Here is a 16,461-nt window from a genome sequence, read left to right on the forward strand (position 1 = left end):
ACGGAGGACGTCGTCCTGGAGCTGCTGCGCGCCGCGCGGGAGACCGCGATGCCGTCGAGGACTGCGAGGAGAAGCGCCGCGTCGTCGGCGCCGAACGACGCCGCGGGATGCGCGGCGCGCAGCAGCTCCAGGACGACGTCCTCCGTTCGCGACCAGCCGGCGGTGTGGATCGCGCGGATCTCCGGATCGGTGCCGGCGCGGGAGGCGAAGGCGGTCCACACGATCGCGTCGGGCACGTCCTCGTCCGCGACGCACGCGATCTCGTCGCAGAAGACGCGCAGCCGCACCTCGGCCGAGGATTCGGCCTCCAGGCGGCTCCGCATCCGCTCGCGGAAGCGCTCCTCGACCCGGGCCATCGCGCCGGCCAGCAACGCCTGCTTCGTCGGGAAGTGGTGCTGGACGGCCCCCACCGAGACGCCGGCCTCGGCCGCGACGGTACGGATGCTGAGGTGCTCCGCCCCGCGGGTCGAGAGGACGGCGACGACCGCCGAGAGGATGTCGCTCCTGCTCTCGCGCCGATCCGGCATGGCGTCCCTCTCGTTCGACTGCTCGAGCAGGCTACGCTCTCGGATGTGACCAATACGACCGTATTGCCGCCCCGTGCCGGAGCCGGCCGCCGCATCGCGACCCTGGACGTCGTCCGCGGTGTCGCGATCATCGGGACCCTCGGCACGAACATCTGGATCTTCTCCCACCCCTGGGGGATGCTCGGATTGCTCTCCGTCCCGGTGACGCCGGAGACCTCCTCCTCCGCCGGGACTGCGCAGCTCCTGCTGATGGCGCTGGCGCAGGGCAAGTTCCTCGCCCTCCTCTCCCTCGCCTTCGGGGTGGGCCTCGCGATCCAGCACGCGTCCGCGGTCCGGCGCGGGACGCGCTGGCCGGGCCGCTACCTCTGGCGCGCGACGCTCCTCCTCCTGGACGGCGCGGTCAACTACGTGCTGATCGCGGAGTTCGACGTCCTCATGGGATACGCCGTCACCGGAGCGGTCGTCGCCTGGCTGCTGCTCACCCGGCCGACGACGCAGCGCCGCGTGATCCTCGTCTGCGGCGCTCTGCACGTCGTCCTGATCTCGACGCTCGTGGCGCTCGTGGCGGCGAGCCCGGACGGTGCCGGACAGGGGCCGACCGGCCGGAGCCCCTACGCGGACGCGTCGTTCCTCGGCCTCGCCCTCTTCCGGCTGCAGAACGCGGGCGTCTTCCGTGCGGAGCCGGTGCTCATCGGGCTCCTCAGCCTCGCGATGTTCCTCCTCGGCGCGCGCCTCCATCGGGCGGGGGTCCTCGCTGCCGAGGGCGCGTCACTCCGCCGTCGCATGATGGTCCTCGGCGCCCTCGCCCTCCCCGTCGACCTCGCGCTGGGCGTCGGCGGGAGCGCCGCCGGTCTGCTCGCCGAGCGCTACCTCGTCGCGCCCCTGGTCGGGCTCGGCCTGCTCGCGGCCCTCGCCGAGGCCTGCCTCCGCCGGGGCGCCGAGGGCTGGGCGGCACGCCGGGCGCGGGAGGTCGGCCGGGTCGCCCTGAGCGCCTACCTCCTGCAGAACCTGCTCGGCGGCGCCCTCTTCTACGGCTGGGGACTCGGGCTGGCGGTGACCGCCGCGCAGTGGCGCGTCCCGGCGACCGTCGGAGCGTTCCTGCTCATCGCGGCGGTCGTCGTGCTCGCGGCGCACCTGTGGCTGCGCCGGTTCGAGCTCGGTCCGGTGGAGTGGCTCTGGAAGCGGGGCGAGCGGATCGGTGTCCGCGCGCCCCGCTGACCGGAGGGGGACCTACGCGAGGAGCTCCGCGGCGCCGGTGCGCAGGGCGGCGAGGCGGGACGAGACGGCCGACCGGCGGGCGTCGGCGTCGGAGTCGTGCGACCAGGCGTCGAGGTAGAGCTTGACCTTCGGCTCCGTGCCGCTCGGGCGCGCGATGAGACGGGCACCGTCCAGGGAGAAGCGGAGCGCGTCGGTCGGGGGCAGCGCGCCGCCCTCGGCGAGCAGGTCCTCGCTCCGCTCGACGGCGAGCCCGCCGATCGCGGTCGGAGGCGTCGCGCGCAGTCCGGCCATGATCCGGCCGATCTCGGAGAGGTCGGTGACGCGGAGCGAGATCTGCTCCGATCCGAAGAGCCCGAACCGCTCGGCGAACGACTCCAGCTCGTCGTCGATCGTGCGCTCCTCGGCGGCGAGCGCGCTCGCGAGGGAGAGGAAGGCGAGCGCGGCCGAGACGCCGTCCTTGTCACGGACCGTCCCGGGGTTCACCAGGTAGCCGAGCGCCTCCTCGTAGCCGAAGACGAGGTCGGGGACGCGCGAGATCCACTTGAAGCCCGTGAGCGTCTCGGCGAAGTCGAGGCCGTAGTCGGCCGCCACAGCACCGAGGGCGGGGGAGGACACGATCGAGCAGGCGAGCGCTCCTCCGGTGCGGCCCTCGCGGCGGGCCTGCTCGGCGGCGCGCCAGCCGAGCAGCGCTCCGACCTCGTTGCCGGTGAGGCGACGGAAGCCCTCCGGGGCGGAGGCGTCGGGCACGGCGGCGGCGAAGCGGTCGGCGTCCGGGTCGTTCGCCACGATCAGCTGCGCGCGACCGGAGCGCGCGGTCGAGAAGGCGAGGTCGAGGGCGCCCGCCTCCTCCGGGTTGGGGAACGCGACCGTGGGGAACGCCGCGTCGGGCTCGATCTGCTCGACCACGACGGCCGGCTCGTCGAATCCCGCCGCGGAGAGCACCCGGTGCGCCGTCTCCCAGCCGACCCCGTGCATCGCCGTGTAGACGATGCGCAGCGGAGCGGACTGGCGGCCGACGGCTGCCGTCGCCTCGATGTAGGCGGCGACCACGGACTCGTCCGCGAGCCGGTACTCGCCGCGCGGAAGCTCCGGAACCCGCCGGTCCCGCGCGACCGCGAGGATCCGCTCGGCGATCTCGGAGTCGACCGGCGGCACGATCTGCGAGCCCTCGTCGGCGCCGCCGAGGTACACCTTGTAGCCGTTGTCCTGCGGCGGGTTGTGGCTCGCCGTGACCATCACTCCGGCGTCGGCGCCGAGGTGGCGCACGGCGAAGGCCAGCACGGGGGTGGGCAGGAGCCGGGGCAGCAGCACCGCGTCCACGCCGGCGCCCGCCATCAGCGCGGCGGAGTCCTCGGCGAAGACGCGCGAGTTCTTCCGGCCGTCGTAGCCGATCACGACCACGGGCCGCTGGACGCCCTGCGCCAGCAGGAAGTCGGCCAGGCCCACGGCGGCCTGCGAGACCAGCACTCGGTTCATCCGGTTTGATCCCGCCGCGATGGCGCCGCGCAGGCCCGCGGTGCCGAACGCCAGGCGGGCGCCGAAGCGGTCCTCGAGCTCGGCGCGGGCGGAGGCGTCGCCCGAGTCGGAGGCGGTCAGCAGGGCGACCAGCTCCTCCCGCGTCTCCGGGTCGGGGTCCTGGGCGAGCCAGGCCTCGGCGAGCTCCCGGACGTCGGCGCTCACAGGGCGCCCGTGATCCCGGCGAGCAGGCGGGCGAGGTCGTCCTCGGCGTCGCGGCCGGCCTCGAGCACCTCCTCGTGGCTGAGGGGGGTCTTCTGGATGCCGGCGGCGAGGTTCGTGATGAGCGACATGCCCAGCACCTCCATGCCCGCCTCGCGTGCGGCGATGGCCTCGAGGGCGGTCGACATGCCGACGATGTGGCCGCCGATGATCTTCGCCATCTGCACCTCGGCCGGGCTCTCGTAGTGCGGCCCGCGGAACTGCACGTACACGCCCTCGTCCAGCTCCGGACGCGTCCCCCGGGCGAGGTCGCGCAGGCGCGAGGAGTAGAGGTCGGTGAGGTCGACGAAGGTCGCGCCCTCGAGCGGCGAGTCGGCGGTGAGGTTGATGTGGTCGCTGATCAGCACGGGGGTCCCGGGCGTCCAGTGCTCCTTGATGCCGCCCGCGCCGTTGGTGAGGATCATCACCGTCGCGCCCGTCGCGGCGGCGGTGCGGACGCTGTGCGCGACGCGGCGCACGCCGTAGCCCTCGTAGTAGTGGGTGCGGGCGCCGATGATCAGCGCGCGCCTGCCGGTGGGGAGCAGGACGGAGCGCAGGGTGCCGCCGTGCCCGTGCACGGCCGGCTTGGAGAAGCCGAGGATCTCGGTGGCCTCCACCGTCGCGGTCGTCTCGCCGATCGCGTCGGCGGCCTTGCCCCAGCCGCTGCCGAGGGTGAGGGCGATGTCGTGCTTCTCGACCCCTGTCGCCTCGGCGATCTGAGCGGCCGCGCGGGCCGCGATCTCGAAGGGATCGGCGTCGGGGGCGTCGAGCGGGTGCAGGGTCTGGTCGGACATCCTCCCACCCTACCGACGGGCTGCGCGGCGGCGGAGGGCGACTCCCGCGGCCGATCCGACACCCCGCGATTGGGCGAACACTCAGTGAGAGAGGACAATGGGAAGCATGGCTTACGAGTTCGAGCGCGCGCAGAGGATCGCTGTACTCGGAGGGGGGCCGGGCGGCTACGAAGCCGCCATCGCGGGAGCGCAGCTCGGCGCTGAGGTCACCCTGGTCGAGCGGGTCGGAGTGGGCGGCTCGGCCGTCATCACCGACGTCGTCCCGTCGAAGTCGCTCATCGCGACGGCGGAGGCCACCAACGCCATCGGCGAGGCCGCCGACCTGGGCGTGCAGTTCTTCACCCGCTCGGAGCAGAACAAGCCGGTGCGCCCGGACGTGGCGGTCAACCTGGCGACGGTGAACAAGCGCCTGCTCGGGCTCGCGCGCCAGCAGTCCGAGGACATGCGCGCGAACCTGGTGCACCACGGCGTGCGCATCGTCCAGGGGGACGGGCGCCTGGACGGCTCGAACGCCTTGATCGTCTCCACGGCGGCCGGCGGCGAGGGCATGGACTTCGACCGCATCGAGGCGGACACGATCGTGGTCTCGGTGGGCGCCAGCCCGCGCGTGCTCCCGACCGCGGCTCCCGACGGCGAGCGCATCCTCAGCTGGACCCAGCTCTACAACCTCAAGTCCGTCCCCGAGCACCTGATCGTGGTGGGCTCCGGCGTGACCGGCGCGGAGTTCGCCTCCGCCTACCGTGCGCTCGGCGCCCGCGTGACCCTCATCTCCTCCCGCGACCAGGTGCTGCCCGGCGAGGACGCCGACGCGGCCGCGGTGATCGAGAACGTCTTCAAGCGCAACGGCATGGTCGTGCTCTCGAAGTCGCGCGCCGACCGCGTCGAGCGGACCGAGAAGGGCGTGCAGGCCGTGCTCTCGGACGGACGCGTCGTCGAGGGCTCGCACTGCCTGATGGCCGTCGGCTCCGTGCCGAACACGGCGGGCATCGGCCTCGAGGACGCGGGGGTGCAGCTGACGGAGTCGGGGCACATCCGCGTCAACCGCGTCGCCCGCACCAGCGTCCCCTCGATCTACGCGGCCGGGGACTGCACCACGTTCCTCCCGCTCGCCTCCGTCGCCGCCATGCAGGGCCGCACCGGCGTGTTCCACGCCATGGGCGACGCCGTGAACCCGACCGAGGTGCGCAACGTCGCGGCGAACATCTTCACGCAGCCCGAGATCGCGACCGTCGGGTGGAGCCAGCGCGAGATCGAGGAGGGCATCGCGCAGGGCGAGATCTACAAGCTCCCGCTCGCCGCGAACCCGCGGGCGAAGATGATGGGCATCCGCGACGGCTTCGTGAAGCTGTTCGCGCGCACCGGCTCCGGCACCGTCATCGGAGGCGTCATCGTCGCTCCGAAGGCGAGCGAGCTGATCTTCCCGCTCGCCCTCGCCGTGGAGCACCGCCTGACCGTCGACCAGGTCGCGCGGGCCTTCACCGTCTACCCGAGCCTCACCGGCTCGATCTCGGACGCCGCGCGCGCCATGCACATCGTCACCTGACGCGCCCCTCCGCCGGGCCGCGCGGGGTGCGGCCCTTCATCGGCAGAGCGCGCGACCGCGAATCGCGTGCGAAGCGATTGACGACAGCGCGACGCGACCCGCTCTGCGGTACCCCTCACGTCGAGGAGCAGACCGCGCCGGACCGCGCGGGGAGCGGCCCGGAACAAGCTCAGACGATCTGGAGGAGCACGTGTCCCGCGGGGACGGTCGCTCCGGCCGTCGCGTCGAGGCCCTTCACGACGCCGTCCTTGTGGGCGGTGAGCGGCTGCTCCATCTTCATCGCCTCGAGGACGACGACCAGGTCGCCGGTGACGACCGTGTCGCCCTCGGCGACGGCGACCTTGACGATGGTGGCCTGCATGGGCGAGGCGACGGAGTCGCCCGTGACGGTGCTGACGGAGGAGGAGCCGCGGCGCTTCGGGGAGGCGGCAGCGGCCCCGCGGGCGGGTCCCGAGCCGACCAGGTCGCCGGGGAGAGTGACCTCGACGCGGCGCCCGTCGACCTCGACGACCACGTTCCGGCGGGCCGCCGGCTCGTCGGTCGCTCCGGGCTCGCCGCTCCAGGCCGGGATCGTGTTCTCGAACTCGGTCTCGATCCAGCGGGTGTAGATCGTGAAGGGCGCGCCGCCCTCGGGGGCGAAGGCCGGGTCCTCGACGATCGCGCGGTGGAAGGGGAGGACGGTCGGCAGTCCGGTGACCTCGAACTCGGCGAGGGCGCGGCGCGAGCGCTCCAGCGCCTGCTCGCGGCTGTCGCCGGTGACGATCAGCTTCGCGAGGAGCGAGTCGAAGGAGCCGGAGATCACGTCGCCGGCGACGACACCGGAGTCGACGCGGACGCCGGGTCCGCCGGGGGCCTTGAAGACGTGCACCGGGCCCGGAGCGGGGAGGAAGCCGCGGCCCGCGTCCTCGCCGTTGATGCGGAACTCGAAGGAGTGGCCGCGGGGCGCCGGGTCGTCGTAGTCGAGCACGCCGCCCTCGGCGAGGCGGAACTGCTCGCGCACGAGGTCGATGCCGGTGATCTCCTCCGACACGGGGTGCTCGACCTGGAGGCGGGTGTTCACCTCGAGGAAGGACACCGTGCCGTCCTTGCCGATCAGGAACTCGCAGGTTCCGGCGCCGAGGTAGCCGACCTCCTGCAGGATCGCCTTCGAGGCGCGGTAGAGCTCGGTGTTCTGCGCGTCCGTCAGGAACGGCGCGGGCGCCTCCTCGACGAGCTTCTGGTGGCGGCGCTGGAGGGAGCAGTCGCGGGTGGAGACCACGACGACGTTGCCGTGCGCGTCGGCCAGGCACTGGGTCTCGACGTGGCGCGGCTGGTCGAGGTACTTCTCGACGAAGCACTCGCCGCGGCCGAAGGCGGCGACGGCCTCGCGCGTGGCGGAGGCGAACAGCTCCTCGACCTCGTCGCGCTCGCGGGCGACCTTGAGGCCGCGACCGCCGCCGCCGAAGGCCGCCTTGATCGCGACGGGGAGGCCGTACTGGTCCACGAACTCGAGCACCTCGGCGGCGCCGGAGACGGGGTTGAGGGTTCCCGGGGCCAGCGGCGCGCCGACCTTCTCGGCGACGTGGCGGGCCGAGACCTTGTCGCCGAGGCGCTCGATGGCCTCGGGACCGGGGCCGATCCAGATCAGGCCGGCGTCGATGACGGCGCGGGCGAAGTCGGCGTTCTCGGCGAGGAAGCCGTAGCCGGGGTGCACGGCGTCGGCACCGGAGCGGCGGGCCACCGAGAGCAGCTTGTCGATGACGAGGTAGGTCTCGGCGCTGGTCGTCCCGCCGAGGGCGTAGGCCTCGTCGGCGAGGCGGCTGTGCACGGCGTCGCGGTCCTGGTCGGCGTAGACGGCCACGGAGGCGATCCCGCTGTCGCGGGCGGCGCGGATGACTCGGACGGCGATCTCGCCCCGGTTGGCGACGAGCACCTTCGTAATCTTCGGCATGGTCCCCAACCCTAGGGGGCGGCTCCGCCCGGCCCGGCGCGGCTCACCACAAAGAAGCGGAGGGCCTTCGTCGGTTCCTCACAAGGGCGGGACGGGCCTCAGCGGTTCCAGAGCGCGGTCCAGTCGACGCCGAGGCTCCGCACCAGAGTGCGGAGGGTCGGCACCGACATCCCGATCACCGTCGAGGGGTCGCCCTCGATCGCGGTGATGAAGCCGGCGCCGCGGCCGTCGATGGTGAAGGCGCCGGCCACCTCGAGGGGCTCGCCGGTGGCGACGTAGGCGTCGATCTCGGCGTCGTCGATGTCGTCGGCGAACGTGACGGCGGCGGAGGTGACCGCTCCGGCTTCGGCGACGATCCTCCCGCCGCGGTGGTCGACGAGCCAGTGGCCGGAGTGGAGGCGGCCGGTGCGACCGCGCTGGGCGCGCCAGCGCTCCCGGGCCCGCTCCGGCTCGTGCGGCTTGCCGTGGACGACGCCGTCGAGGACGAACGCGGAGTCGCCGCCGAGCACCAGACCGTCGATGTCCGGGCGCAGGACGGCGTGCGCCTTGGCGCGGGCGAGCAGCGAGACGGTGGCGTCCGCGTCCAGCGCCGCGCCCCGCTCCTGCTCGGCCCGGGCGACGGCCGCGGGCTCGTCCACCTCGGAGGGGACGACGACGGGCTCGATCCCGGAGGCCCGCAGCAGCGCGAGGCGCGCGGGGGAGGTGGAGGCGAGGTAGAGGCGCACGAGGGCTCCCTGCGGCCGGGCCCACGCTGTGGGATGCTCGACGGATGGCACAGACCCCGTCCCGAGCATCCGCCCGCCCCGACGGGGCCGACGACGCACTCGGGACCGAGATCGAGCTCGACATTAGCAACGTCGCCCACGGCGGCGTGTTCGTCGCCCGGCACGAGGGCCGCGTCGTCTTCGTCCCGGACGTCCTCCCCGGCGAGCGCGTGCGGGCGCGGATCAGCGAGGTCCGGCACGACAGCTTCTGGCGTGCCGAGGCGCTCGAGGTGCTCGAGGCGTCCGAGCACCGGGTGGAGCACGTCTGGCCCGAGGCCGCCCTCGACCGCCGCCCGGAGGAGCGCGTCGGCGGCGCCGAGCTCGGCCACGCCGACCTGGCCTACCAGCGCGAGCTGAAGCGCCTCGTGCTCGTCGACTCCTTCTCCCGCTTCGCCCGTCGCGAGATCGAGGTGGAGGTCGCGCCGATCGGCGGGGACGACGCGTCCGGCGGCCTCGGCTGGCGCACGCGGAACCGCCTCCACGTCGACGACGACGGACGGGTCGGCCCCTACGCGGCACGCAGCCACCACGTCGTCACCGTGGAGTCGCTGCCCCTCGCGACCGCCGATTCCTCCCTGGCCGCACCGCTCGGCGAGCGCCTCGCTCCCGGCTCGGTGGTCGACCTCGTCGACGCGGCCGGGTCCGAGGGAGCCGCGGTGCTCGTGCACGACCCCTCCGACAAGCGCGCCCGCCGCGACCGCACGGTGGTGAGCGAATTCGTCGCCGACCGCACCTTCCGGGTCGACCGCACCGGCTTCTGGCAGGTGCACCGCGGAGCCGCCGCCGCGCTCTTCGAGGCCGTGCAGGCCGCCGTCGACGCGGACGCGGCGGACCCGTCGGCCGCCAACCACGACCTCTACGGCGGGGTGGGCCTGCTCGCCGCGGCGCTGGCCGACCGCCTCGGCGCCGGAGTGCGCGTGACCAGCGTCGAGAGCGACTCCCGCGCCACCGAGCACGCGCTCGAGAACCTGGCCGACCAGGTCGGCGCCCGCGCGGTGACCGCCCGCGTCGACCGCTACCTCCGCGACGTCGTCGCCCAGGCCGATGCGCGCGAGCGGGCGCGGTGGCGCGCGGCGACCGTGGTCCTCGACCCGCCGCGCTCGGGCGCCGGCCGAGCGGTCACCGACGCTCTGGCGGAGCTGCGGCCGGCGCAGCTCGTCTACGTCGCCTGCGACCCGGTCGCGCTCGCCCGCGACGTGGGCGCCCTGACCGGGGCCGGCTACGAGCTGGAGCGCCTCGAGGGCTTCGACCTCTTCCCGCACACCTCCCACGTGGAGGCCGTTGCGCGACTGGTCCGCCGAGAGGACTGACCGCGGGCCCGCGTCTGCGTACCATGGGCGGGATGGAGCCCCACGTCGACGCAGCCGAGGCCCCGCGCGTGCGCGTGGCGATCGTGGACGACCACGAGTCGGTGCGCCTGGGCGTGGCCGCCGCCGTCGAGAGCGCGGGGATGCAGGTGGTCGCCGCCGCCGAGACCGTCCAGGCCCTCGAGAGCACGATCGGCGGCGCCGAGATCGAGGTGCTCGTCCTCGACCTGTCCCTGAACGACGGCTCGAGCATCACCAGCAACGTCAAGTGGGGGCAGGTGCGCGGCTCCGCCGTCCTCGTCCACAGCATCGCCGACCGCGTCGTGGCCGTGCGGGAGGCGCTCGCCGCGGGAGCGGCCGGCGTCATCCCGAAGTCCTCGCCCATGTCGACGGTCGTCGCCGCCATCCGCACGGTCGCCCGCGGCGAGGTCCTCAACAATCTGGAGTGGGCCTCGGCCATCGACGCCGACGACGACTTCGCGCGGGCCGTGCTCGGTCGTCGCGAGCGCGACGTCCTGCACCTCTACGCCTCGGGGCTGCCGCTGAAGCTGGTGGCCGAGCGGCTGCAGATCTCGGTGTCGACGGCGAAGGAGTACCTCGACCGGATCCGCGACAAGTACGTCGAGATCGGCCGTCCCGCCCCGACGAAGGTCGATCTGCTGCGGCGCGCGGTGGAGGACGGCATCCTGCCGGGCATCGACCCGGACGACGGCGATGGCGGGCGCTGAGGCGCCGATCGCCCGCCGCAACGCCGGGCGCGAGCGGATCGACCGGATCATCAGCACGGTCGTGTCGTTCTTCGGCTTCGGCTTCGGCGTGCAGACCGTCCCGCCGATCCTCGCCCAGCTGCCCCTGCTGCGCCCCGAGGTGGCCTGGCCGGTGCTGGCGCTGGTCTTCGGATCGCTCACCGCCGCCGTGGTCACCGCCGTGCTGCGGCGGGGCACGCGGATCACGGCGGTCCTGGTCGCGGTCGGTGTCCTCGTCGCCCTCCTGACCTGGCCGGCCGCCGTCGCCACCGGGGGCGCGGACCGCGAGACCCCGTGGATCTGGTACCTGCTGACCATCGGCACCGCCTTCTGCACGATCGCGGCTCCCCTCCGGATCGCGATCGCGTACGTGTCGGTGACGACCGTGCTGTTCGGGCTGCTGCGCGTCCTCCCCTCCGGCGGCGGGGCGGAGCCGACCCGCGCGATCCTCGACGCCGCCTACGTGGGCATCGTCGGCTTCGTGATGCTGGTGCTGATCACCGTGCTCCGGCAGTCGGCCGACCAGATCGATCGCGCGCAGACGACGGCCATGGAGCAGTACGAGGCGGCGATGCGCCAGCACGCCGGCGAGGTGGAGCGGGTCGAGGTCGACGCCCTGGTGCACGACAACGTGCTCGCGACGCTGCTCTCCGCCGCCTCCGCCGAGTCGCCGGCCGAGCGTGCGCTGGTCTCCTCGATGGCGCAGCGCACCCTCGCCGTGCTGCTGCCCGACCACGAGCCGGAGCCGCCCGAGGGGCTGGTCCCGCTCGAGCTCCTGCAGCGCCAGCTCGCCCACGCGGCGTCCACCTTCGGGACCGAGATCGCAGTCGCGACGGCCGACGGAGTGGATCCGCGCGCGACGACGCTGCCGCGCCCGGTGGCCGAGGCGCTGCTCGGCGCGGTCTGGCAGGCGCTCGCCAACAGCGTTCAGCACGCGGGTCCGAGCGGCAGCGTCCACCGCGCCGTGCACGGGCTGCTGGGCGACGGCGCGGTGGAGGTCGTGGTGGAGGACGACGGCCGCGGCTTCCGGCTCGCCGACGTCCCGCGCGAGCGGCTGGGCATCCGGCTCTCCATCCTCGAGCGGGTGCACAACGCGCGGGGATCGGCGCGGGTCGACTCGACTCCGGGCGAGGGCACCCGTGTCGTCCTCTCCTGGCGGGCGGACGCGGGAGGAGGGCCGTGATCGCCTACCCGCGCCCCCTGCTCCAGGCGCTCGGCGCCGGCTTCTCGCTGTACCACGTGGTGCTCGCCTTCTTCTCCTTCCGCATCTCCCCGGCCACGCCGGCCGACCTCGTCGCGGTCGCGCTGTACGTCGCGGCGACCGTCGTCGCCCTCTGGCCGGGAGCGACGACCCGGCTCGCCCTGCCCGTCGCGGTCGGGATGACCGCGGTCGCCGTCGCGCTGCCGCTGCTGGTCGCGCCGTCGCTCGATCCGGGCGTCTCCAACGGCTACTCCACCTGGTACATCGCCGCGGTCGGCACCCTCATGACGATCGTGTGCGCCCGCCGGCGCGCGGCCTGCGCCTGGGTCGGCGTCGGCTTCCTGATCGTGCACACCGTGTTCTGGGCCGGCCCGGCCGCGCTGGCCACTCTCGGCGTCGTCGGGGGGATCGCCTGGGTCGCGATCGCGCAGCTGCTCATCGTCGAGCTCGGGCGCGCGGGCTCCGAGGCGCGCGTGCTCGAGGCGGCCGAGCGCGCGGCCGCGTCGTGGCGGGCCGCGGAGGAGGCGCACCTCACGGAGCGCGAGGTCCGGCTGGAGCAGACCCGTGCCCTCGCCGCCGACATGCTGCTGCGCATCGCCGAGCCGGGACCGGGCCTCACCGACGAGGAGCGGCGCGAGTGCCGGCTGCTCGAGGCGGCCGTGCGCGACGAGATCCGCGGCCGGCGGCTGCTGGACGACGAGGTGCGGCGTCTCGTGCTCGACGCGCGGCGGCGGGGGGTGACCGTGTCGGTGCTCGACGACGGCGGCCTCGACCGCACCTCCGAGGGCGAGAGCCGACGGGTGCTGGGGGAGCTCGCCCAGGCTCTGAGCGGGATCCGCGAGGAGGTCGACCGCGTGGTGGTGCGCACCGCGTCGGCCGACTCGGCCTCGGCGGTCACAGTGGTGGGCCTGCGGACGGCCGGCGACGGCAGCGCGGGCGCCCTCGGCTCCGACGACGCGGGGGACGAGGTCGACGCCTGGGTCGAGATCCGGCGCGACGGCGTCGGCGGACGGGACGTCTGAGCGGCGGAGCGCGCGCGGGACGGCGCGGCCGTCCGCCTGCGCAGCGACCGACGGCGGCCCGGTGCGGAGGTCGTGCGGATGTCGGATCGGTGCCGCGGGCGGGACGCTCCGGCTCTCAGCACAGCTCAGGTCTCGGCGCGCCCGGTCTCTCGGAGCGGACCGATCGTCGGCGCGGCACGAGCGTGAGCAGAGCCGTCGTGAGCAGTGCCCGTCGAGCGCACAGCACGTGATGAGAAGAGCCCGTTAACGGAGTGCGGCGGGCCGTCCACTCCTCCGAAGAGGGGGCCCGGCCCGCCGTCAAACCCCGAGTGAGGGTAACAACCCGAATATTACCCTCACTCGCCCCCAACACACCCGCCTGCTTACCCTGGTCGGCGAGTGATTGGCGGTGCCCCTTCCGAAGGAGGAGCACCGTACGTCCACTAGTGTGCTCGCTCCGCCAGGAGGCGCATAGTCAGCACTTTAGGGGACTAATCGGGGGACAAATTTCACGTTCCGCGTCGCGGATCGCTCGTTCCCCGACGGGCTGCGTCTGCGAGTCCGCTCAGCCGGAGAAGGAGCGCCACGCTCCGGGTGCCGGCCGGAGCGGCCTGCGGACCGCCGCGGCGCGGTCGTTCCAGCCCCCGCTGAGCTCCTGCGGGGTCTCCGGCTCGGCCTCGGTGCGAGAGGTCAGTGCGGTGACGACGGCCGTAACGGCGGCGATCTCGGCGGCGTCGAGGCCGGGGGTGGAGATGACGACGGCGGGTGCGGAGTCGGAGGCGGTCATCCCGCGACGCTATCGCATGCCGTTCACGGCGCCGGTCGGCGGGGCATGGCTATGCTGACGCCGGATGCCGCCGGAGCGTCGTCCGTCCGTTGCGAACAGGAGCGTTCCCGCATGCCGACGTGGTTCCCGAGGAGCGGTGCCGCGGCGCTGCGCCCCCTGCGTCTGCTGGTCCGGAGGTCGCCCGCGGCCGTCTCGGTCGTCCTGGTCCTCCTGGCCGCGAGCGCGATCACGGGGACGCTCGTCGCCCCCGCAGGAGCCGAGACGACGGCCTGGTGGGCGGCGGGCCCGATGACGACCCTCGACGGCCGTCCGTGGACAGCGGTGACCGCCCTCCTGATCGCGGCGGACCCGCTGCAGCTGCTCCTGGACGTCGTGCTGGTGCTCCCGATGCTCCTCGCCGCGGAGCGCCGCCTCGGCTCGGCCCGCACCCTCCTCGCCTTCCTCGTGACCGGCGCCGTCGGGATCGTCGTCGGGTCCTCCGTGCAGTCGATCGGCGCTCTCGTCGGGGAGTGGTGGGCGGGCGACACCGTCGGCGACCACACCTTCGACCCGCTGATCGGCGCGGTCGGCGCCCTCATCGCCTCGACCGCCTTCATGGGCGCTCTCTGGCGTCGCCGGCTCCGGGTGACCGTCTTCGCCGTCGTGCTGATGTTCGTTCTCTACGCGGGCGACTCCGCCGACGCGTACCGGCTCCTCGCGGGCGGCGCGGGGCTCGTGCTCGGCGCGGTGCTCGCGCGGGGAGCGGCGGGGCTGCGTCCGCAGCGTCCGGCGCCGAGCTCGCACCGCGAGTCCCGGGGGCTGCTGGCGGCGGTCGTCGTCGTCACCGCCATCGGTCCGCTCGTCGCCGTCCTCTCGGACTCGGGCTACGGTCCGTTCTCGTTCCTCGGCCGACTGCTGCAGAGTGCCTTCACGGGGACGACGGACCTCGAGGACCCGTGCAGCCGCGCCCTCCGGCACTGCGCGCACCACGTGAAGCTGAGCCTGGTCGCCCCCGGGCCGATCCTGCTGACGTTCGTCCCGCTCCTCCTCCTGCTCGTCGCCGCCTACGGCCTGCGCTCCGGGCGCCGCCTGGGCCTGCTGCTGGCGGTCGGGGTGAACATCGCGATCGCGATCCTGGAGGTCTTCTCCCTCCAGCGCGCCGCCCGTCACCCCGAGTTCCTGTACTACGCCGAGTACCTGCTCTGGGTGGCGACGACGGTGCTGGTGCCGCTGGCCGTCGTGGCGATGCTCGTGATCGGGAGGAGGCACTTCCGCATCCGCGCGCCCCGTGCCGCTGCGAGGCTCTGGACGCGGGTCGTCGCCATCGCCTTCGTCGTGTCCCTCGGCGGCTACCTGGCGCTCTCGGCCGGCGTGCGCACGAGCTTCGAGCCGCTCCTGGGCCTCGGGAGACTCCTCCTGGACGGGCTGCTGCGCTTCGTCCCGGTGAGCTTCCTCGGCGGCGCCGGACTGCTCGCCGTGCCGCGGGAGCCCGTCGCGCGGATCGTCTTCGAGTGGGTCGGCCCGGTGTTCTGGCTCGTGGTCGTCGTCGCGGTGGTCGCCCTGCTCCGGGCCACCGACGTGCAGCGGAACCGCGGCGACGAGGCGCGGTACCGCGCGCTCCTGTCCCTGCACGGCGCCGGCAGCCTCGGCCATCAGGGGACCTGGGAGGGCAACGCGCACTGGATCTCGGCCGACGGGACCGGCGGAGTCGCCTACCGGGTGATCGGCGGCGTGGCGATCACCCTCTCCGACCCGGCCTGCGCTCCCGAGCGGCGGGAGGACGTCGTGGCCGAGTTCGTGCGGTTCTGCGACGAGCGCAGCTGGACGCCCGTCTTCTACAGCATCCACGATGAGCTGCTCCCCGTCTTCGACCGGCTCGGCTGGTCGCGCCTCTCGGTCGGCGAGGAGACGATCATCGAGCTCTCCTCCTTCGAGCTCACCGGCAAGCGGTGGCAGAAGGTGCGCTACCCGCTCACGCGCGGCATCAAGCTGGGCATCGAGGCGCAGTGGACCAGCTGGCCCGAGCTCTCCCTCGGCATGGCCAACCAGATCGTCGACCTGTCGGAGCGCTGGGTCGCCGAGAAGGCGCTGCCCGAGATGGGCTTCACCCTCGGCGGCATCGACGAGGTCCGCGATCCCGACGTCGCCCTCCTGCTCGCGGTCGGACCGGACGGCGTGCTGCAGGGGGTGACGAGCTGGCTGCCCGTGCACCGGGAGGGGCGCGTGGTCGGCTGGACCCTCGACTTCATGCGCCGCTCCGACGACTCGATGCCCGGCATCATGGAGTTCCTCATCGCCTCCGCGGCGCTGCGCGTCAAGGAGGAGGGCGCCGAGTTCCTCTCGCTCTCGGGCGCTCCGCTCGCCACCGCGCCGGTCGAGGAGGGGGAGGAGCCTCCGGAGCCGACGGTCCTCTCGCGCCTGCTCGAGTTCCTCTCGCGGACGCTCGAGCCGGCCTACGGCTTCACGTCGCTGTTCCGCTTCAAGGCCAAGTTCCACCCGCGCTACGCGGGCCTCTGGATGACCTACCCCGACGCGCTGCAGCTGCCCCGGATCGGAGCCGCGCTGGGTCGCGCCTACCTGCCGGACCTCTCCGCCGCGCAGGCGCTGGCGTTCGCGCGGGTGGTCGGGGCGAAGCCGGAGGAGAAGCCGTCCGAGGCGTCCGCGGCGAAGCCGGATGCTCCGGCCGCCAGGGCAGGCGCTCCTGCGGCGAAGGCGGGTGCTCCGACAGCCGAGCCGGACGGTCCTGGGGTGAAGGCGGGTGGTCCTGCGGTGAAGGCGGGTGCTCCGGCTGCGAGGGCGGATGCCCGGGAAGCGGAGGCCGATTCCGCGACAGGGAAGCCGGGTGCTCCGGCCGCGGAGCCGGCCGCTCCCGTCGTGCGGCCCGATGCTCCCACGGAGTCCGCTGCCCGACGGACCGGCCCCGGCTCCTCCGACTGATCGTTCCGCCC

At 73.9% G+C, this 16,461-nt stretch carries 13 protein-coding genes; 7 read left to right on the forward strand and 6 right to left on the reverse strand.

The window, feature by feature from the left end:
- The coding region (locus tag C5D36_RS00005; protein WP_104294929.1) for a TetR/AcrR family transcriptional regulator at positions 1–527 on the reverse strand (527 nt) is incomplete at its 3' end.
- Between the two features lie 45 nt (positions 528–572).
- Here C5D36_RS00005 and C5D36_RS00010 point away from each other — a divergent pair.
- A complete protein-coding gene (locus C5D36_RS00010) occupies positions 573–1,745 on the forward strand; it encodes a DUF418 domain-containing protein (RefSeq protein WP_258062817.1) in 1,173 nt (390 codons plus the stop codon).
- Positions 1,746–1,757: 12 nt separating this feature from the next.
- On the opposite strand, the gene C5D36_RS00015 is transcribed toward C5D36_RS00010, so the two are convergent.
- On the reverse strand, positions 1,758–3,425 hold the full coding sequence (locus C5D36_RS00015) for a phospho-sugar mutase (RefSeq protein WP_104291611.1): 1,668 nt from the start codon (positions 3,423–3,425) through the stop codon (positions 1,758–1,760).
- Positions 3,422–4,255: a purine-nucleoside phosphorylase gene (locus C5D36_RS00020; protein WP_104238027.1), complete on the reverse strand. Its 834-nt coding sequence runs from the start codon at positions 4,253–4,255 to the stop codon at positions 3,422–3,424. Before C5D36_RS00020 ends, C5D36_RS00015 begins: the two co-directional genes overlap by 4 nt.
- 106 nt (positions 4,256–4,361) lie before the next feature.
- Between C5D36_RS00020 and C5D36_RS00025 the strand changes: the two genes are divergently transcribed.
- Positions 4,362–5,798 carry an NAD(P)H-quinone dehydrogenase gene (locus tag C5D36_RS00025; protein WP_104223171.1) on the forward strand — a complete coding sequence of 479 codons (1,437 nt, stop codon included), beginning with the start codon at positions 4,362–4,364 and terminating at the stop codon, positions 5,796–5,798.
- Positions 5,799–5,967: 169 nt separating this feature from the next.
- Here C5D36_RS00025 and C5D36_RS00030 read toward each other — a convergent pair whose 3' ends face one another.
- Complete coding sequence (locus C5D36_RS00030; RefSeq protein ID WP_104223170.1) at positions 5,968–7,728, reverse strand: biotin carboxylase N-terminal domain-containing protein; 1,761 nt, start codon at positions 7,726–7,728, stop codon at positions 5,968–5,970.
- Between the two features lie 98 nt (positions 7,729–7,826).
- On the reverse strand, positions 7,827–8,453 hold the full coding sequence (locus C5D36_RS00035; protein ID WP_181027094.1) for a nucleoside triphosphate pyrophosphatase: 627 nt from the start codon (positions 8,451–8,453) through the stop codon (positions 7,827–7,829).
- A 44-nt stretch (positions 8,454–8,497) separates the two neighbouring features.
- Between C5D36_RS00035 and C5D36_RS00040 the strand changes: the two genes are divergently transcribed.
- The 4 genes from C5D36_RS00040 to C5D36_RS00055 are packed head-to-tail and all read left to right on the forward strand — an operon-like array spanning position 8,498 to position 12,768.
- Positions 8,498–9,802 carry a class I SAM-dependent RNA methyltransferase gene (locus C5D36_RS00040; RefSeq protein ID WP_146083669.1) on the forward strand — a complete coding sequence of 435 codons (1,305 nt, stop codon included), beginning with the start codon at positions 8,498–8,500 and terminating at the stop codon, positions 9,800–9,802.
- 23 nt (positions 9,803–9,825) lie between these two features.
- Complete coding sequence (locus C5D36_RS00045; protein WP_104223169.1) at positions 9,826–10,527, forward strand: response regulator transcription factor; 702 nt, start codon at positions 9,826–9,828, stop codon at positions 10,525–10,527.
- Positions 10,514–11,728: a sensor histidine kinase gene (locus C5D36_RS00050; protein ID WP_104294930.1), complete on the forward strand. Its 1,215-nt coding sequence runs from the start codon at positions 10,514–10,516 to the stop codon at positions 11,726–11,728. Before C5D36_RS00045 ends, C5D36_RS00050 begins: the two co-directional genes overlap by 14 nt.
- Positions 11,725–12,768: a hypothetical protein gene (locus C5D36_RS00055; protein WP_104294931.1), complete on the forward strand. Its 1,044-nt coding sequence runs from the start codon at positions 11,725–11,727 to the stop codon at positions 12,766–12,768. The genes C5D36_RS00050 and C5D36_RS00055 overlap by 4 nt, the downstream gene beginning before the upstream one ends.
- A 544-nt stretch (positions 12,769–13,312) precedes the next feature.
- Here the strand turns inward: C5D36_RS00055 and C5D36_RS00060 are convergent.
- Positions 13,313–13,534, reverse strand: a complete 222-nt coding sequence (locus C5D36_RS00060) for an acyl-CoA carboxylase subunit epsilon (RefSeq protein WP_104225462.1) — start codon at positions 13,532–13,534, stop codon at positions 13,313–13,315.
- A gap of 111 nt (positions 13,535–13,645) precedes the next feature.
- On the opposite strand from C5D36_RS00060, the gene C5D36_RS00065 reads away from it, so the two are divergent.
- Complete coding sequence (locus C5D36_RS00065) at positions 13,646–16,450, forward strand: DUF2156 domain-containing protein (RefSeq protein ID WP_181072706.1); 2,805 nt, start codon at positions 13,646–13,648, stop codon at positions 16,448–16,450.
- Positions 16,451–16,461 lie beyond the last annotated feature (11 nt).

The sequence above is a fragment of the Rathayibacter sp. AY1C6 genome (assembly GCF_002931535.1).
GTDB lineage: Bacteria > Actinomycetota > Actinomycetes > Actinomycetales > Microbacteriaceae > Rathayibacter.